Annotated in this window: 10 protein-coding genes; 4 read left to right on the forward strand and 6 right to left on the reverse strand. The window is 68.7% G+C overall.

The window, feature by feature from the left end:
- Positions 1 to 46 precede the first annotated feature (46 nt).
- Positions 47 to 3,379, forward strand: coding sequence for a bifunctional lysylphosphatidylglycerol synthetase/lysine--tRNA ligase LysX (lysX, locus tag ACWW1C_RS16200; RefSeq protein WP_455979336.1), 3,333 nt, complete (start codon positions 47 to 49; stop codon positions 3,377 to 3,379).
- A gap of 39 nt (positions 3,380 to 3,418) precedes the next feature.
- Positions 3,419 to 4,795 carry an alpha/beta hydrolase gene (locus tag ACWW1C_RS16205; protein WP_455979337.1) on the forward strand — a complete coding sequence of 459 codons (1,377 nt, stop codon included), beginning with the start codon at positions 3,419 to 3,421 and terminating at the stop codon, positions 4,793 to 4,795.
- Position 4,796: 1 nt separating this feature from the next.
- On the opposite strand, the gene ACWW1C_RS16210 is transcribed toward ACWW1C_RS16205, so the two are convergent.
- The 5 genes from ACWW1C_RS16210 to ACWW1C_RS16230 form a co-directional block, all read right to left on the reverse strand.
- On the reverse strand, positions 4,797 to 5,855 hold the full coding sequence (locus tag ACWW1C_RS16210; protein WP_455979338.1) for a hypothetical protein: 1,059 nt from the start codon (positions 5,853 to 5,855) through the stop codon (positions 4,797 to 4,799).
- The gene (locus ACWW1C_RS16215; protein ID WP_455979339.1) at positions 5,852 to 7,144 is read right to left on the reverse strand and encodes a hypothetical protein; all 1,293 of its coding nucleotides are present in this window, start codon (positions 7,142 to 7,144) and stop codon (positions 5,852 to 5,854) included. The genes ACWW1C_RS16210 and ACWW1C_RS16215 overlap by 4 nt, the downstream gene beginning before the upstream one ends.
- Complete coding sequence (locus ACWW1C_RS16220) at positions 7,144 to 8,346, reverse strand: CHAT domain-containing protein (protein WP_455979340.1); 1,203 nt, start codon at positions 8,344 to 8,346, stop codon at positions 7,144 to 7,146. Before ACWW1C_RS16220 ends, ACWW1C_RS16215 begins: the two co-directional genes overlap by 1 nt.
- Positions 8,328 to 10,052, reverse strand: a complete 1,725-nt coding sequence (locus ACWW1C_RS16225; RefSeq protein ID WP_455979341.1) for a hypothetical protein — start codon at positions 10,050 to 10,052, stop codon at positions 8,328 to 8,330. The genes ACWW1C_RS16220 and ACWW1C_RS16225 overlap by 19 nt, the downstream gene beginning before the upstream one ends.
- A 94-nt stretch (positions 10,053 to 10,146) precedes the next feature.
- Positions 10,147 to 10,632 carry a lipoprotein LpqH gene (locus ACWW1C_RS16230; protein WP_455984308.1) on the reverse strand — a complete coding sequence of 162 codons (486 nt, stop codon included), beginning with the start codon at positions 10,630 to 10,632 and terminating at the stop codon, positions 10,147 to 10,149.
- Positions 10,633 to 10,772: 140 nt separating this feature from the next.
- Here ACWW1C_RS16230 and ACWW1C_RS16235 point away from each other — a divergent pair, with 140 nt between their 5' ends.
- Positions 10,773 to 11,084, forward strand: coding sequence for a hypothetical protein (locus ACWW1C_RS16235; RefSeq protein WP_455979342.1), 312 nt, complete (start codon positions 10,773 to 10,775; stop codon positions 11,082 to 11,084).
- Position 11,085: 1 nt separating this feature from the next.
- On the forward strand, positions 11,086 to 12,261 hold the full coding sequence (locus tag ACWW1C_RS16240; RefSeq protein ID WP_455979343.1) for a winged helix DNA-binding domain-containing protein: 1,176 nt from the start codon (positions 11,086 to 11,088) through the stop codon (positions 12,259 to 12,261).
- Positions 12,262 to 12,263: 2 nt separating this feature from the next.
- Here ACWW1C_RS16240 and uvrA read toward each other — a convergent pair whose 3' ends face one another.
- Positions 12,264 to 15,164: an excinuclease ABC subunit UvrA gene (gene uvrA / locus ACWW1C_RS16245; RefSeq protein WP_455979344.1), complete on the reverse strand. Its 2,901-nt coding sequence runs from the start codon at positions 15,162 to 15,164 to the stop codon at positions 12,264 to 12,266.
- Positions 15,165 to 15,245 lie beyond the last annotated feature (81 nt).

Genomic DNA, 15,245 nt, shown 5'->3' on the forward strand with positions numbered 1-15,245 from the left:
GGGCCCTGCAGACACTTCCAGGTTTCACCGCATATTGTCCGAACTCATGACGTTGACGCCGAGCAGACCGCAGCAGCGCCCGACGACATTGGGGTGGGTTCCGGCAGCGGCCGGCTGGGCCGTCGGTGTCGTCGCGACGCTGTCGCTGTTCGCCAGCCTGTCGCCGCTGATCCGCTGGATCATCCGCATTCCCCGCGAGTTCGTCAACGACTACCTGTTCAACTTCCCGGACACCAGCTTCGCCTGGTCGTTCGTGCTGGTCCTGCTGGCCGCGGCACTGGCCGCACGCAAGCGGATCGCCTGGTGGATCCTGTTGAGCTACATGGTCGGCGCCATCGGCTGGAACGTCTACGGGCTGCTCTCGGGCAACCGCCCGGTCGTCGACCTGAGCGTCGTCGAGGACTTCGGCGAGGCACTGGGTCTGGTGTTCCACATCGGCGTCATCATCGTGCTGCTGCTGTCGAGGAAGCAGTTCTGGGCCAAGGTCCGCCGCGGGGCGCTGCTCAAGGCCGCCCTGACCCTGGTCGCCGGCATGGCCGTCGGCATCCTGGCGGCTTGGGGCCTACTGGAGATGTTCCCCGGCCGGCCCCCGCTGGACCCGGACTACCGGCTGGCCTACGCGGTGAACCGGGTCAGCGGTTTCGCCGCCGTCGGCAAAGAAGCGTTCGAGGGCGGCCATCCGCACGCCCTCCTCAACGCGCTGTTCGGTCTGTTCGGCGCACTGGCACTGATGGTGGCGGCGATCGTGCTGTTCCAGTCCCAGCGCGCCGAGAACGCCCTCACCGGTGAGGACGAGTCCGCCATCCGGGGCCTGCTCGAACTCTGGGGCAAGAACGACTCACTGGGCTACTTCGCCACCCGCCGCGACAAGGCAGTGGTGTTCGCGCCCAACGGCCGTGCGGCCATCACCTACCGGGTCGAGGTCGGCGTCTGCCTGGCCAGCGGTGATCCCGTCGGCGACCCGCGGGCCTGGCCGGCCGCCATCGACGCCTGGCTCGCGCTGTGCCAGACCTACGGCTGGGCACCGGGCGTCATGGGCGCCAGCTCGACCGGGGCGGAGGCTTATCGCCAGGGTGGTTTGAACGCGCTGCAACTCGGGGACGAAGCCATCCTGCATCCACAGAACTTCCGGCTGTCGGGTCCTGACATGCGGGCAGTCCGCCAGGCCGTCACCCGCGCCCGCCGGGCCGGTCTGACGGTGCGGATGCGGCGGCACCGCGACATCAGTGCCGACGAGATGGCTCGGGTCATCGCGCATGCCGACGCCTGGCGCGACACCGAGACCGAACGCGGGTTCTCGATGGCGCTTGGACGGCTCGGGGACGCCGCCGACGGGGACTGCCTGCTGGTGGAAGCCGCGGCCGGGGACGGCCAGGTGGTGGCGATGCTCTCGCTGGTGCCGTGGGGCAACAACGGGGTGTCGCTGGATCTCATGCGCCGCTCCCCCGCCTCTCCCAACGGCACGATCGAACTGATGGTCAGCGAGCTGTGCCAGCGTTCGGAAGAGATTGGCGTCACCCGCATTTCGCTGAACTTCGCCATGTTCCGCTCGGCGTTCGAGCAAGGATCACAGCTGGGCGCCGGACCCATCCTGCGGCTGTGGCGCGCGTTGCTGATCTTCTTCTCCCGGTGGTGGCAGCTCGAGACGCTGTACCGCTCCAACATGAAGTACCTGCCCGAGTGGGTGCCGCGCTACGCCTGCTACGAAGACGCGCGGCTGATCCCGCGTGTCGGCGTCGCCTCGGTGATCGCCGAGGGCTTCCTGGTGCTGCCGTTCTCCCGGCGCGACGAACAACCCCACACCGGCCACCACACTGCGGCCCCCAAAAACCTGATCGAATCTGGGCGGCTGCATCCCGACGGCAGCGCACCCGATGTGGCCGATCTGGCAGCCGGAGTGTCCGACACCGCCGACGCCCGCCGCCTGCCCGACCAGGTGCGGGTCCGGATGGCCAAGCTGCAGGCATTGCAGGCGGGCGGCATTGACGCCTACCCCGTCGGACAGGCGCCCAGCCACACCATCGCCGAAGCACTGGAGTCCACCCCCGACACCGCGGTCTGCGTCGCCGGCCGCGTGTTGCGCCTGCGTGACTATGGCGGCGTGCTGTTCGCCCAGCTGCGCGACTGGTCCGGCGAAGTCCAACTGCTACTGGACAATTCGCTCCTCACCGAGGGAACCGTGACTGATTTCACGGCAGCCATCGACCTGGGCGACCTGATCGAGGTATCCGGCGTCATGGGTGCCAGCCGCAACGGCACCGTGTCGGTCCTCGCGCACGACTGGCGCCTGATCGGCAAGTGCCTGCGCCCACTGCCCGACAAGTGGAAGGGCCTCACCGATCCCGAGGCCCGCGTCCGCACCCGGTACCTGGACCTGGCCATCAACACGGAGTCGCGGGAGCTGATCACGGCACGCAGCCGGGTGCTGCACGCCATCCGGGAAACCTTGGTGGGCAAGGGATTCCTGGAAGTCGAGACCCCGATCCTGCAGCAGATCCACGGCGGCGCGAATGCGCGGCCGTTCGAGACGCACATCAACGCCTACGACCTGGATCTGTACCTGCGCATCGCACCCGAGCTGTACCTGAAGCGGCTGTGCGTGGGCGGCGTCGAGCGCGTCTTCGAGCTGGGCCGCGCTTTCCGCAACGAGGGTGTGGATTTCAGCCACAACCCCGAATTCACCCTGCTGGAGGCGTACCAGGCGCACGCCGACTACAACGTCTGGATCGACGGGTGCCGCGAGATCATCCAGAACGCCGCGGCGGCGGCCAACGGCGCTCAGGTCGTCATGCGTCCAGGGCCCGACGGCAACCTTGCGCCCGTTGACATCTCGGGACTCTGGCCCGTCAAGACGGTGCACGACGCGGTGTCCGAGGCGCTGGGCGAGCACGTCACGCCGGAGACCACCGTGGCAACCCTGCGCAAGCTGTGCGACGCCGCGACGATCCCGTACCGGACCCACTGGGACGCCGGGGCGATCGTGCTGGAGCTGTACGAGCACCTCGTCGAAGACCGCACCGAAGCACCCACGTTCTACAAGGACTTCCCCACCTCGGTGTCCCCGCTGACCCGGCCGCACCGCAGCATCCCGGGCGTTGCCGAAAGGTGGGACCTGGTGGCCTGGGGTGTCGAGCTCGGCACCGCCTACAGCGAGCTGACCGATCCGGTGGAACAGCGCCGGCGGCTCGAGGAACAGTCGCTGCTGGCCTCGGGCGGCGATCCCGAGGCCATGGAGCTGGACGAGGACTTCCTGCAAGCGATGGAATACGCGATGCCACCGACCGGTGGTCTTGGCATGGGGGTCGACCGCGTGGTCATGCTGATCACCGGGCGCAGCATTCGCGAGACGCTGCCGTTCCCGCTCGCGAAGCCGCGCTGAACACAGGAGCCTCCCAGGTTTGCGCGGCACCCTGGCCTCGTGACGATCGGGGCAGCGAACGCCGAGCTCTATGGCGAGCAACATGTTTCGTTGACACACGGGTGGCTGCCCATCACGGTCCAGGCCCTCGCGGTGGCAGTCCTGCTCCTCGCGATCGGCTGGCGTAACGGCCGGTGGCGCACCGTCTGGCTGCCCGTCGCCGCTGCGTCCGGCTTGCTACTGGCTGCCGCCGCGCGCTGGATCATGGCATCGCAGGGCTGGTCCGACGAACCCGCACCGACCCGGCTGTGGATCTGGACCGCGGTAACGGGCGCCGCGGCAGTCCTGCTGATCGTCGGCTGGCACGCCACCCGCTGGTGGCGCCGCGCGCTGGCGATGCTGTCGGTGCCGCTGTGCGTGTTGTCCACCGGGCTGACGCTCAACACCTGGGTCGGGTACTTCCCCAATCTCGACACCGCCTGGGAACAGGCCAATTCAGCGCCGCTGCCCAACCAGACACGGCCCGAAACCGTGGTCGCGATGCAGAAGGCACGGCAGATACCGAGCAAGGGAAGCGTCGTCGCGGTCCAAACGGGCTCGGCCGCATCGGGATTCAAACACCGCGACGAATACGTCTACCTGCCGCCGGCGTGGTTCGCCGGCAACCCGCCACCCCGGCTGCCGATGGTGATGATGATCGGCGGCGAATTCAACACGCCCGCCGACTGGCTGCGGGCCGGCAACGCGATCAAGACGGTCGACGATTTCGCGACCGCCCATCACGGCAACGCGCCGGTGTTGGTGTTCGTCGATCCCGGCGGTTCCTTCAACAACGACACCGAGTGTGTCAACGGGCCGCGCGGCAACTCCGCCGACCACCTGATCAAGGACGTGCTGCCCTTCATGACGGCAAACTACGGCGTGAGTAGCGACCGCCGTCACCGCGGCATCGTCGGCTGGTCCATGGGCGGTACCTGCGCGGTGGACCTGACCGTGATGCATCCCGATCTGTTCAGCGCGTTCCAGGACATCGCCGGGGACATCGCACCGAATGCCGGTGACCGGCCCCAGACCGTTCAACGACTGTTCGGTGGCAGCACCGCCAAATACGCCGACTGGGACCCGGTGACGGTGATGTCCCGCCGCACCTACGACGACATCGCGGCCTGGTACGACATCAATGGACCGGAACTCTCCCGCAACCCGCTGCCCGCACAAACCGTTGCGGCACATTCGCTGTGCGGCACCGGCAGCAGCCGTGGCATCCGGTGTGCGGTGGTCGAGCGACCGGGCAAGCACGACTGGCCGTTCGCCGCGCAGGCGTTCGCGGCGGGACTGCCGTGGCTGGCCGGTCAGCTCGGGACGCCCGACGTGCCGCGGCAGCCGTTGCCGGGTGCGACGGCGCCGGCCATGCCTGTCGAGGCGTCTCGCCGCTGACCTAGTAATCGGCCTCGGCAGCCAGGATCTCGGCGAGGAACGCATCGGGGCCCGGCGCCGCGATCCGGGCGCGCACGTAGCGCCGGACCCGGTCCCGAACCGCTTCGGTCTCGCCGGTCCGGGCGCCCACCGTGACCGTGGTGCCGGTCCAATCGTGTGCCCATGCTTGGGTTTCCGTGGCCGGCAACGGAAGAGTGGCGTTTCCGTCGACGTCGAGCGTGCCGCCGCCGGCGATCGAACCGGAGTCCAGACGTACCGGAATCCCGTCCGCCGGACCGATGGTGGCCACGCGGATGTCGGCGACGACCGCACCGTCACGCGCCCGCACGGACCAGTCGATGGTGCGTTCGGCTGCGTCGAAGGTCCGTGGTGGCACCGCGGTCCACGAGACCGAGGCGACGCCGCCGGCGATGGCGTCGTCGGCAGCGGCACCGGGTTGCCCCGCGGCGAGCGCGTAGTCGTCCTGTCGCGGCGGCCCTTGGCCCGCAAGGGCTTCCGACCAGTCCCCCAGCCCGGCTTCGTCCGCGAGGCCGACGCAGCCGCGGACCAGGTCGAGCACCCTCGGCTCACCGGTCGCCGCGAGACCCGACAAGGCCTGACGGTGCGGCTGCAGCAGTCCGGCGAGGTCCGAATCCAACGTGTCCTGGGTGAAGTAGTCCTCCAGCGCCGCGGTCGACAGCGCCACCTCCGCGTCGAGCACAGCGGCGTCCAGCGGGGTGATGCCGTCGCGGGCACTCGCCGGCCACCAGCGCCGCAGCCAGTGCCCGACGGCTAGACGGCGAAGGGCGGCAAGGGGTTCGGGCAGCGGCAGTACTTCGGTGAGGTCGAGTTCGGTCGCGGCTTCGGCAGCGGCGACGACCGCAACGTGCCCGGCCTCACCGACCAGCCGCCACAACCAGTCGGCGGCGGGCAGATCCGTGAACGTGATCCGGACCGCCTGCGCCGGGTCGTGGATCGTCCATGCCAGGACGGCGCCGCTGACCTCGAGGACCGCCACCTCCGGCGGTGCGTCGACGTCGGGCCCCAAGGCCCACAATCCGGAATCGACAGTGAGTTTCATCCGGTCGCCTCCAACTCCAGCATCGCCTTGATGCGCTGGCGGTGATCCAGGCTCACCGACCGGGCGACCCCGTCCAACAGGCCGCGCACCTCGCCGGCGTCGTCGCAGGATTCCTGCCAGACGTCACGTCCATGTAGTCGTGCCCACAACCGTGCGACATAGGGACGGACGAACCCCGCGAGGTCGTCGACCACCTGCTGCTGGCGCGGATGCACCGGACCGCCGTCGGTGAGGTACCGGCGGGCGTGCAGCACGTACGCCTCCTTGCGGAGCCGGGCCTGAATCTGGCCGGAGAGGTGGTAGCGCGTCCGGTGGTTCACCTCGAGCGGAGCCAGGTCCACCCCGACCTCGATACCGGCGACGAGAGTGGCCTGGTTGTCCTCGGCGAGCAGGCCCCACGGCGAGGCCGCACGATCGGCCTCTTCGGCGCACAGCGTCGGCAGGTCGGGCAGCTCGTCGCGGTCCAGGGCGCGGCGCAGCGTCGCCCGGACCCGGTCGACGATGCTGCGGTCGAGTGGACGTCCTGTCGTACGGGAAGCGGCGACCGCCGGCTTCGATTGCGTTGCGGCAGCGCACAATCCGATCTGGTCGACCGACCACGGCGCGGCGGCCGCGACGTGTCGCAGCTGGGCACCGAAGTTGTACGGGGTGGCGTCTCCGATCAACGCGGTCCAGACCCGCTGCCGGGCGGCATCGGCGTTGTGGCCGCCCGACGGGCCGAGCACCGTCGTCAGGCCGGCCAGGAACGGCGCGGACGGCTCGCCTCCGGCCCTGACGTCGTCCCAACCGGCGTCGAGCTGACGCGACAGCGCGTCCAGCACCGCGGGGTCGGCGAGGTATTCGTGCAGCCGCTCCACCGCGGTGCGGTCCCGGTCACCGTGCACGTCGCGCAGCGCCTCGGCGACGATACCTGAATCATCCTGTCCCGGTTCGCCTCTGGTCGCGGCCAACTCGAAACACACCGGGAAGTAGAGCTCTTGGGCGTTGCCGGTGGTGATCCGGTCCCGTCGGCGTTGCGCCTTCAACAGTGCGAACCACTCTGCTGCGGCGCGCAACTGCTCGGCGTGGTCGAGAATCACCTGGCGCATGTCGTCCGCGACCTCGGCGGCGACGATTGGTGCCGAGTACTCGGGATGTGCCCGCAACCGGAGTACCAGCGGATCGATGATGCGCTTCACCGCGCGGCTCAGCGGGCCGCCGTCGGGGCTGCTCAGCAGTTCGAGACCGGGGCCTATCTCCCGCCACGCGGCGTCGATCACGGCGCGACGTGGCTGCGGCCCGGTAGTCATCAGCGTGCCCCGTCAACGGTGAACGTCATCACGGCGGCCCAATGCACGGGGCTCAGCGCCGCGTCGCCGCTTCGCCAGCGCCGCAGGCAGTCTCGCTGCCAGCTGTTCACGGCACGAGCCGGCGTCGTTGCCTCATGTGCGGTATCGACCGCAATGATCACGTCCGACATCGGATCGCCACTGCAGGCCGTGGCCACCCGGTATCCGGCGGTCGTCGGCAGCGACCAGAGGGTCGCGGTAACCACTTGTGCGCCACCGAGAATCATCGCAGCGACCAGACCCGTGGCTTCGTCGAAGCGATAGTCGGCGCCCGATGCGCAGGCCAGCAAGGCGACACGGGGCGGGATCCGCAGGCCCATCACCATGATGTCGGCGGCAGTCAGCGGCTCGGGCTCAGCCAGGTGCAAGGCCGCCTGGTCGGCCGATCCGTCGCGGTGGGGAGCAGCACTGGCATGCCCGACGTAAACAAGCCGTGATGGCTGCCGCGCCAATTGTTCGGCCAGCCACTGCCGGTCGGCGTCGGCTCGGCGGAAGAGCTCCACCGGGGCGGTGACGGTCGGCAATGCGGGCCGCTCGCCGAAGTGCCGGGCCAGCATCGTGTCCGATGATGGTCGGCCCAATACCGAGCCGAGCGCTGAATCCGGCCGCTGTCCCGGCACTTTGGGGTCCAGCAGCAAAAGAGGCGGTCCGTCGGCCGGATGCGGTTGCCGGCGCGGCGCATTCGCGATGTTCGGCGGCACCGTCAGCAGGACATCGGCCAGTTCGATCAAACGCTCGTCGTCGGTGCCGGTGGATTGCGTGAGCAGTCCCCACGGCACCCGGCTCAGCCGGGCACTCGGCGATACGAAGAGCACTGGCAATTCGGGAGCGCCGGTGCACTGCCGCAGCAGGTCCCAGGCCTCATCGGGCAGCAACGCCCCCAGGAGCCTGGCGAGTTCCCGCTCCCGTTCCATGACAGCGAAGGGACCGGCGGCCAGTGACCGGATCAGCGCTTCGGAAAGCTGTTCACCGTCAAGCGGATCCGGCAACGCCTCGGCCAGGGCGGAGGTCACGGCGAGCAGCACATCTTCGGCCACCACCCAGGTGACCAGCCGGTCGGGCTCCCCGACGACCCGAAGACTGACGTAGATCGCGATCCCGATGTCGGCGAACCGCAGCACCAATGTCGGTGCGGTGGAATTGGTTACGGGCATGTCGACCACGCGTCCTGATCCGCGGTGACCGCACGGCCGTAGCGCACCTGGGCCAGCTGCCGGTAACGCGCCAGGACCGGCTCGCCGTCGGGCTCCATCTGCAGCGGCGGCAAGGGTCCGAGTCGGATGAGGCCGGCGGCGCCGACCACGACCGGTCCGGAAGCAACCGAGGCGAGTTCGTCGACGTCGAGGACCGGCGCGGCCGTCGTGGTGGCCCGGGCCCATTCCATCGTCGGGCCCTTCGCCGCATCGACGCTGAACGCCCCTCGGGCGCTGTGATATTCGATCAGTTCGCCGACCAGGGCCGGATTCTGCGACTCCCAGGCCACCGCGAACGCCCCGGCCAACAGTGGCGCGGCCACGCCGGTGGCCCAGCGGGCGCGGGCGTCGGCGTCGGTGATCGAGTACCGCACCGAGTCGACGGCCAGGGCGGCGGGCAGCTTCAAGTCGGCTGCGGTGGCCAATTTGGCCATGCCGGAACGGTATTGATCGGTGTCCGGTTCGGCAGACCACGTCCCGAGCGCGTCGCGGTAGCGGGCTTCGGCCTGTGCCCAGCTGTCGGTGGGACTACCCGCGGCATCGAAACCGAGGTCTGCCAACGCCTCGGCTCGCCACACGGTGCCGAGTTGATCGTCGAGGCGCGCGTATTGCAGCCAGCTGCTGCGCGGCGAGGAATCCAGGCACGCCCGGGCCTGATCGATCAGTGCCCGGGCCTCGTCGTATCGGCCCCGGAAGATGGAAATCCAGCTGCGCTGCAACAGGATGCGGTGCACGTGCAGAGGTTTCCCGAGCTCGCGCCAGTGCCGTTCGGCGTGCCCCCAGCATTCGTCGGCGGCCTGCAGCGCCCCGACGGCCAAGCGGGTGAGCCCGAAGTACAACCAGCAGCGAGACACCTCATGGGCCCGCGCCTGCCGGGCGATCTCGGGATACGCGGCGGTGACCAGCGCCTCGGTGGACTGCTGGTCATCGGCCAGCCAACGCACCGCCGCCCGCTCCAATTGCGCCCGGGCCGTGGCCAATTCCCAGCCCCGGGCCTGTGCCCGGGCCTCCGCGCGGCGTAACCACGGCAACGCTTCGTCCACTTTGCCGGTTTCGATGCAGAACCGCGCGTAGCCGAGCGCGCCGGCGACCCAGAGATACTCGCGCTCCGGGTCGGCGGCCGGCGAAGCGATCGTGGCCAGCACCTGCTCCCACAACGGCACCGAACGGACGTGCAGGTCGTCGTCGCAGAGCGCGAGCGCGCACAGGATGCGGGCGTGAGTCAGGAGGTAAATGTGTTCGCCCTCCAGATCGGCGTACCGGGACGCGGCATCGAGTCCGGCCAGGGACCGCGCCGCCCCCTCGTGGTCACCGATGGCGGCGGAAAGGCCGGTCCGCAGGAAAGTGGCCCGGCGGCGGTAGCGGCTGAGCATGTGGTCCGCGTCCTCCGGGGTCATGGTCATCTGAGCCACGATCTCTGCCGGCGCGCGGCCGGCCAGGATCGATGCGTAGATGTCGAGGCAGTCGTCGATCCGCCGGATGCATTCGCGTACCCCGTCGAGGGCGCTGCGGATCAGATAGATCTCGCCGAGCTGGGCACAGACCTCGAGCATGTGGTCATCGCGGTCGGCAGCTTCGATGGCGGGCAGCAGCGACAGCAGCAGTTCTTTGGCCGTCAACTCGTCGGCGGCGAACATCAGCGCGCGGGCGCGGGCGAGTTCGCCGGTGATCGACACGGCCGCATCATAAGGCCGGCGAGCGCAGCGACGCGAAGCCCGGAAGCGGGTGCATCCGGTGTACCGGTTGCACCCGCCGCCTGAGCGACTCATGTCAGCCGCAGGTCACCTTGATCTCGAAGTTCTTCGAGATCATCCCGGCCATCGGGTTCTTCATGTCAGCGCCGGCGGCCTGTCCGGTGATGGTGTAGGTGCTGCCGTCGACCTTGACGTCAGCGGAGCCGGTCTTCATGCCGCCCATCTCCGACACCGCGAGCGTGTTGCCGTCGACCACCAGGCCCAGGGACTGCACCTTCGGCGGCGAGGCATCGGTCATCACGACGCCGAGGCCCTGCGCGCCACCCCCGATCGGTGCGCTGGCGATATTGATGGAGCCGCCCTGCTTCACGCAGGTCACCGACTTCAGGTCGAGGCCGGCCAGGTCCTGTCCCTCGACCTTGACGACGGTGTTGCCGCCGCCCGTCACCGAACCCGGGCCGGAAGCCTTCGGGCCCGCGTCCTTGTCGCTCGAGCAGCCGATCAGGGTGGCGCCCACGGCCAGCAAGCCGACACCGGCGGCCAGAGTGCGCTTGATGTTCATCGCATTGGTCTTCATGTGCGGGAGCTTTCCTTCCTCAGTCCGACGCCCCGGTGGCGTCGTCGTGCGGTAAGTACACGCGGACGCCGCGGCTACCGATCCCAACATTCCTGCCCCGGACTCCAGCCTTGTACGGTGAAGCCATGGCCGACGAAACCGCCGCCGAGCAGCCGATCGACGCCGAGATCGTGCCGCTGGAGCCTGCTCCGGCTGCCGCGCCCGCGCCGCCGGTGCCGGTGTCCCCGCCGATCGATCCGGGCTACACGCCCGGCGGGGTGCCGACGTTCGAGTCGGTGCGGGAGAAGATCGAGAACCGGTACGGCACCGCGATCGGCTCGGCCGAGCTGGCGGCGGAAACACCCGAAGGTCGGTCGGTCGAGGAACAGTACGAAGCCCGGCAGAAGGCGGCTGCCGAGCGCCTCGAGCAGATCCGTCGATCGATGCACGACAGCTGAGTTGCGCACCTTCACCATCGCCGAGCGTCGCGATCGCCTGGCGCAGCGTCATTTCCTGAGTGATCCCGCCTCGAACCAGCACGAGGTGATCCGGTCACTGGTGGGCCTGCACGGCACCGATCCCGCGACCCCGTACCTGTCGCTGTGGGCCCGGCTGCCGAGCTTCGCCGGGGCTGATCTCGACGCGGCGCTGTATCAGGACCGGCAGCTGGTCAAGCACATGGCCATGCGCCGGACGCTCTGGATCGTGCACACCGCGGACCTGCCCGCCGTCCAGGCCGCGGCCAGCGATCGCGTGGCCGCCACCGAGCGCAAAAGACTGATCGGTGACGTCGAGAAGGCCGGTATCGCGGCCGACGGCGCGGAATGGCTGGAGCTCGCGTCGGTCGCGATCCGTAAGCACCTGGCGGACGGTGTACACGCCGGCACCGCGACCCTGCGCGCAACGCTGCCGGAATTGGCCGGCAGTTGGGACCCGGCACCCGGAAAGACCTGGGGCGGAAGCACTCCCGTCGCGCCCCGGGTACTGACGGTGTTGTCTGCCCAGGGACACGTGCTGCGCGGACCCAACGACGGCACCTGGACGACATCGCGCCCATTGTGGGCCGCGGCGGCACACTGGCTGCCCGAACCCGCCGCCGCCGTGACGGCTGACGATGCCCGCGCGGCACTGCTGCGTTCCTGGCTGCGCACCTTCGGTCCGGCCACCGCCGCCGATATCAAGTGGTGGTTCGGCCAGACTCTGTCGTGGGCCCGCGACGGGCTGCGCGACCTCGATGCCGCCGAGGTCGCGTTGGAAGGCTGCGACGAGGCCGGGTACGTCCTCCCCGATGATCTCGCCGACACTCCCCCGGTTGCCCCTTGGGGTGCGCTGCTACCCGGGCTGGATCCGACCGTGATGGGCTGGCAGGCCCGATCGTGGTACCTGGGCCCGCACGCCGGGCAGCTGTTCGACCGCTCCGGCAATGCCGGTCCCACGGTGTGGTGGCACGGCCGCGTCGTCGGTGCCTGGGGTCAGGACGCCGATGGCCGAGTGCAGCTGGAATTCGTCGAAGACGTCGGAGCGCCGGCGCGGAAGGTTCTGCAGCGCAAGGCTTCCGCGCTGACAGACTGGCTCGACGGGGTCCGCGTCAAGCCACGGTTTCCGTCCCCTCTTAGCCAGGCCCTCTGCCGCTGACCCTAGACACTCACCTTGCGCCGCCTGGTCTTCGGCGGTTCTGGCACGACGGCCGGCAACATCTCGGCGAGGAACTGCCCCGTGTAACTGTCAGCGTTGGCCGCGACGTCCTCCGGCGTGCCGGACACCACGACGGTGCCGCCGCCGGCGCCGCCTTCGGGACCCATGTCCACGATCCAGTCCGACGTCTTGATTACGTCGAGGTTGTGCTCGATGACGATGACCGTGTTGCCCTTGTCGACCAGACCGTTGATCACCTTGAGCAGCTTGCGAATGTCTTCGAAGTGCAGGCCCGTGGTCGGCTCATCGAGGATGTAGACGGTGCGCCCCGTGGACCGCTTCTGCAGTTCGGCGGCGAGCTTCACGCGCTGGGCCTCACCACCGGACAGCGTCGGCGCGGGCTGACCCAGCCGGACGTAACCCAGACCGACGTCGACGAGCGTCTTGAGGTACCGGTGGATCGAGCTGATGGGCTCGAAGAACTCGGTGGCCTCCTCGATCGGCATGTCGAGGACCTCCGAGATGGTCTTGCCCTTGTAGTGCACCTCCAGGGTCTCCCGGTTGTACCGGGCACCCTGGCACACCTCACACGGCACGTACACGTCCGGCAGGAAGTTCATCTCGATCTTGATGGTGCCGTCACCCGAACATGCTTCGCAGCGACCACCTTTGACGTTGAACGAGAACCGGCCCGGCTGGTAGCCGCGAACCTTGGCCTCGGTCGTGGCCGCGAACAACGTGCGGATCTTGTCGAACACACCGGTGTAGGTGGCCGGGTTGGACCGCGGGGTGCGACCGATCGGTGACTGGTCGACGCGCACCAGCTTGTCCAGCTGATCGAGCCCGTTGATCCGGGTGTGCCGGCCCGGCACCTGCCGGGCGCCGTTGAGCTTGTTGGCCATCACGGTCGCGAGGATGTCGTTGACCAACGTCGACTTGCCCGAACCCGAGACACCTGTCACCGACGTCAGCACACCCAGCGGGAACGCCACGTCGACCTCTTTGAGGTTGTGTTCGCGCGCGCCGACCACGGTGATCTGCCGCTTGCGGTCCACCGGGCGCCGGATGGCCGGCACCTCGATCTGCTCCCGGCCCGAAAGGTAGGCGCCGGTAAGCGATTTGGCGTTCTTCAGCAGTTCCTTGTAGGTGCCGCTGTGCACGATCTGGCCACCGTGTTCACCGGCGGCGGGGCCGATGTCGACGACCCAGTCGGCGTGCGCGATGGTGTCGAGGTCGTGCTCGACGACGATCAGCGTGTTTCCGAGGTCGCGCAGCCGGACCAGGGTGTCGATGAGCCGGCGGTTGTCCCGCTGATGCAAGCCGATGGACGGCTCGTCGAGCACGTAGAGCACGCCGACCAGACCCGAACCGATCTGCGTGGCGAGCCGGATACGTTGTGCCTCACCGCCGGACAGCGTGCCCGCGGCCCGGGACAGCGTCAGGTAGTCGAGGCCGACGTCGAGCAGGAAGCCCAGCCGGGACTGCACCTCTTTGAGCACCTGGCCCGCGATGGCCTGTTCGCGAGAGCCCAGGGTCAGCGCATTGAGGAACTTGGAGCAGTCCGAGATCGACAGATCACACACCTGCGCAATGGATTTCGCTTCGTCAGCCGCGGACAGGGTGACGGCCAGAATCTCCGGCTTGAGACGGGTGCCGGCACACTCGGGGCACGGGATGTCCCGCATGAAGCCCTCGTAGCGTTCCTTCATCTGCTCGGACTCGGTCTGCTCCATGCGGCGCTGCAGGAACGCCAGCACGCCTTCGAAGTCGGCGTAGTAGGAGCGCGTACGGCCGTACCGGTTCTTGTACCGGACGTGCACCTGATGGTCGGAGCCTTCCAGAATCGCCTTGCGCGCCTTGGCCGGAAGCTTCTTCCACGGAGTGTCGATGTCGAAGCCCAGCTCTTCGCCGAGCCCGGCCATCATGCGGGTGAAGTAGTCGGCGTTGTGTCCCATGGACCACGGCGCCACCGCACCCTCGCCGAGCGTCAGCTCCGGATCCGGTACGACGAGCTCGGGATCGACTTCCTTCTTGATGCCCAGGCCGGTGCACTCCGGGCAGGCGCCGTACGGCGAGTTGAACGAGAACGACCGTGGCTCAAGGTCGTCGACGGCGAGCGGGTGCGCGTTGGGGCAGGCCAGCTTTTCCGAGAAGCGCTGCTCGCGCTGTGGGTGGTTGTCGTCGCGATCGACGAATTCGAGCACGACGATGCCGTCGGCGAGGCCCAGCGCGGTCTCGACCGAGTCGGTGAGCCGCTGCTTGGAACTGGCCTTGACGGTGAGGCGGTCGACGACCACCTCGATGTCGTGCTTCTCCTGCTTCTTGAGCTTCGGCGGGTCGGTCAGCGAATGCACGACGCCGTCGACCCGGACACGGCTGTAGCCCTGGCCGTTGAGCTTGTCGAAGAGGTCGACGAACTCGCCCTTGCGGGTGCGGACCACCGGCGCGAGCACCTGGAAGCGGATGCCCTCGTCCATGGCGAGCACCTGGTCGACGATCTGCTGCGGCGTCTGCCGGGCGATGCGCTCGCCACAGACCGGGCAGTGCGGGGTACCGGCCCGCGCGTAGAGCAGACGCAGGTAGTCGTAGACCTCGGTGATGGTGCCGACGGTCGACCGCGGGTTGCGGTTGGTCGACTTCTGGTCGATGGACACCGCGGGCGAGAGGCCCTCGATGAAGTCCACGTCGGGCTTGTCCATCTGGCCCAGGAACTGGCGGGCGTAGGCCGACAGCGACTCGACGTAACGGCGCTGTCCCTCGGCGAAAATGGTGTCGAACGCCAGCGAGCTCTTGCCCGATCCCGACAGGCCCGTGAACACGATCAGCGAGTCTCTGGGCAGGTCAAGGTCGATTCCGCGCAGGTTGTGCTCGCGCGCACCTTTGACGATCAGACGGTCCGACACACGTATCCCTTCACAGATGAGTCTGGGCAGTCCAGACACCACAGCGCCATGCTATGTGCCCCCACCGACAAGTCCGGATAC

The sequence above is a fragment of the Mycobacterium sp. HM-7 genome, assembly GCF_053852335.1.

Coding starts and splice junctions, on each gene's coding strand:
- ACWW1C_RS16210 (WP_455979338.1), bottom strand. CDS start 5,855: ATGAAACTCACTGTCGATTCCGGATTGTGGGCCTTGGGGCCCGACGTC.
- ACWW1C_RS16215 (WP_455979339.1), bottom strand. CDS start 7,144: ATGACTACCGGGCCGCAGCCACGTCGCGCCGTGATCGACGCCGCGTGG.
- ACWW1C_RS16230 (WP_455984308.1), bottom strand. CDS start 10,632: ATGAACATCAAGCGCACTCTGGCCGCCGGTGTCGGCTTGCTGGCCGTG.
- lysX (WP_455979336.1), top strand. CDS start 47: ATGACGTTGACGCCGAGCAGACCGCAGCAGCGCCCGACGACATTGGGG.
- ACWW1C_RS16235 (WP_455979342.1), top strand. CDS start 10,773: ATGGCCGACGAAACCGCCGCCGAGCAGCCGATCGACGCCGAGATCGTG.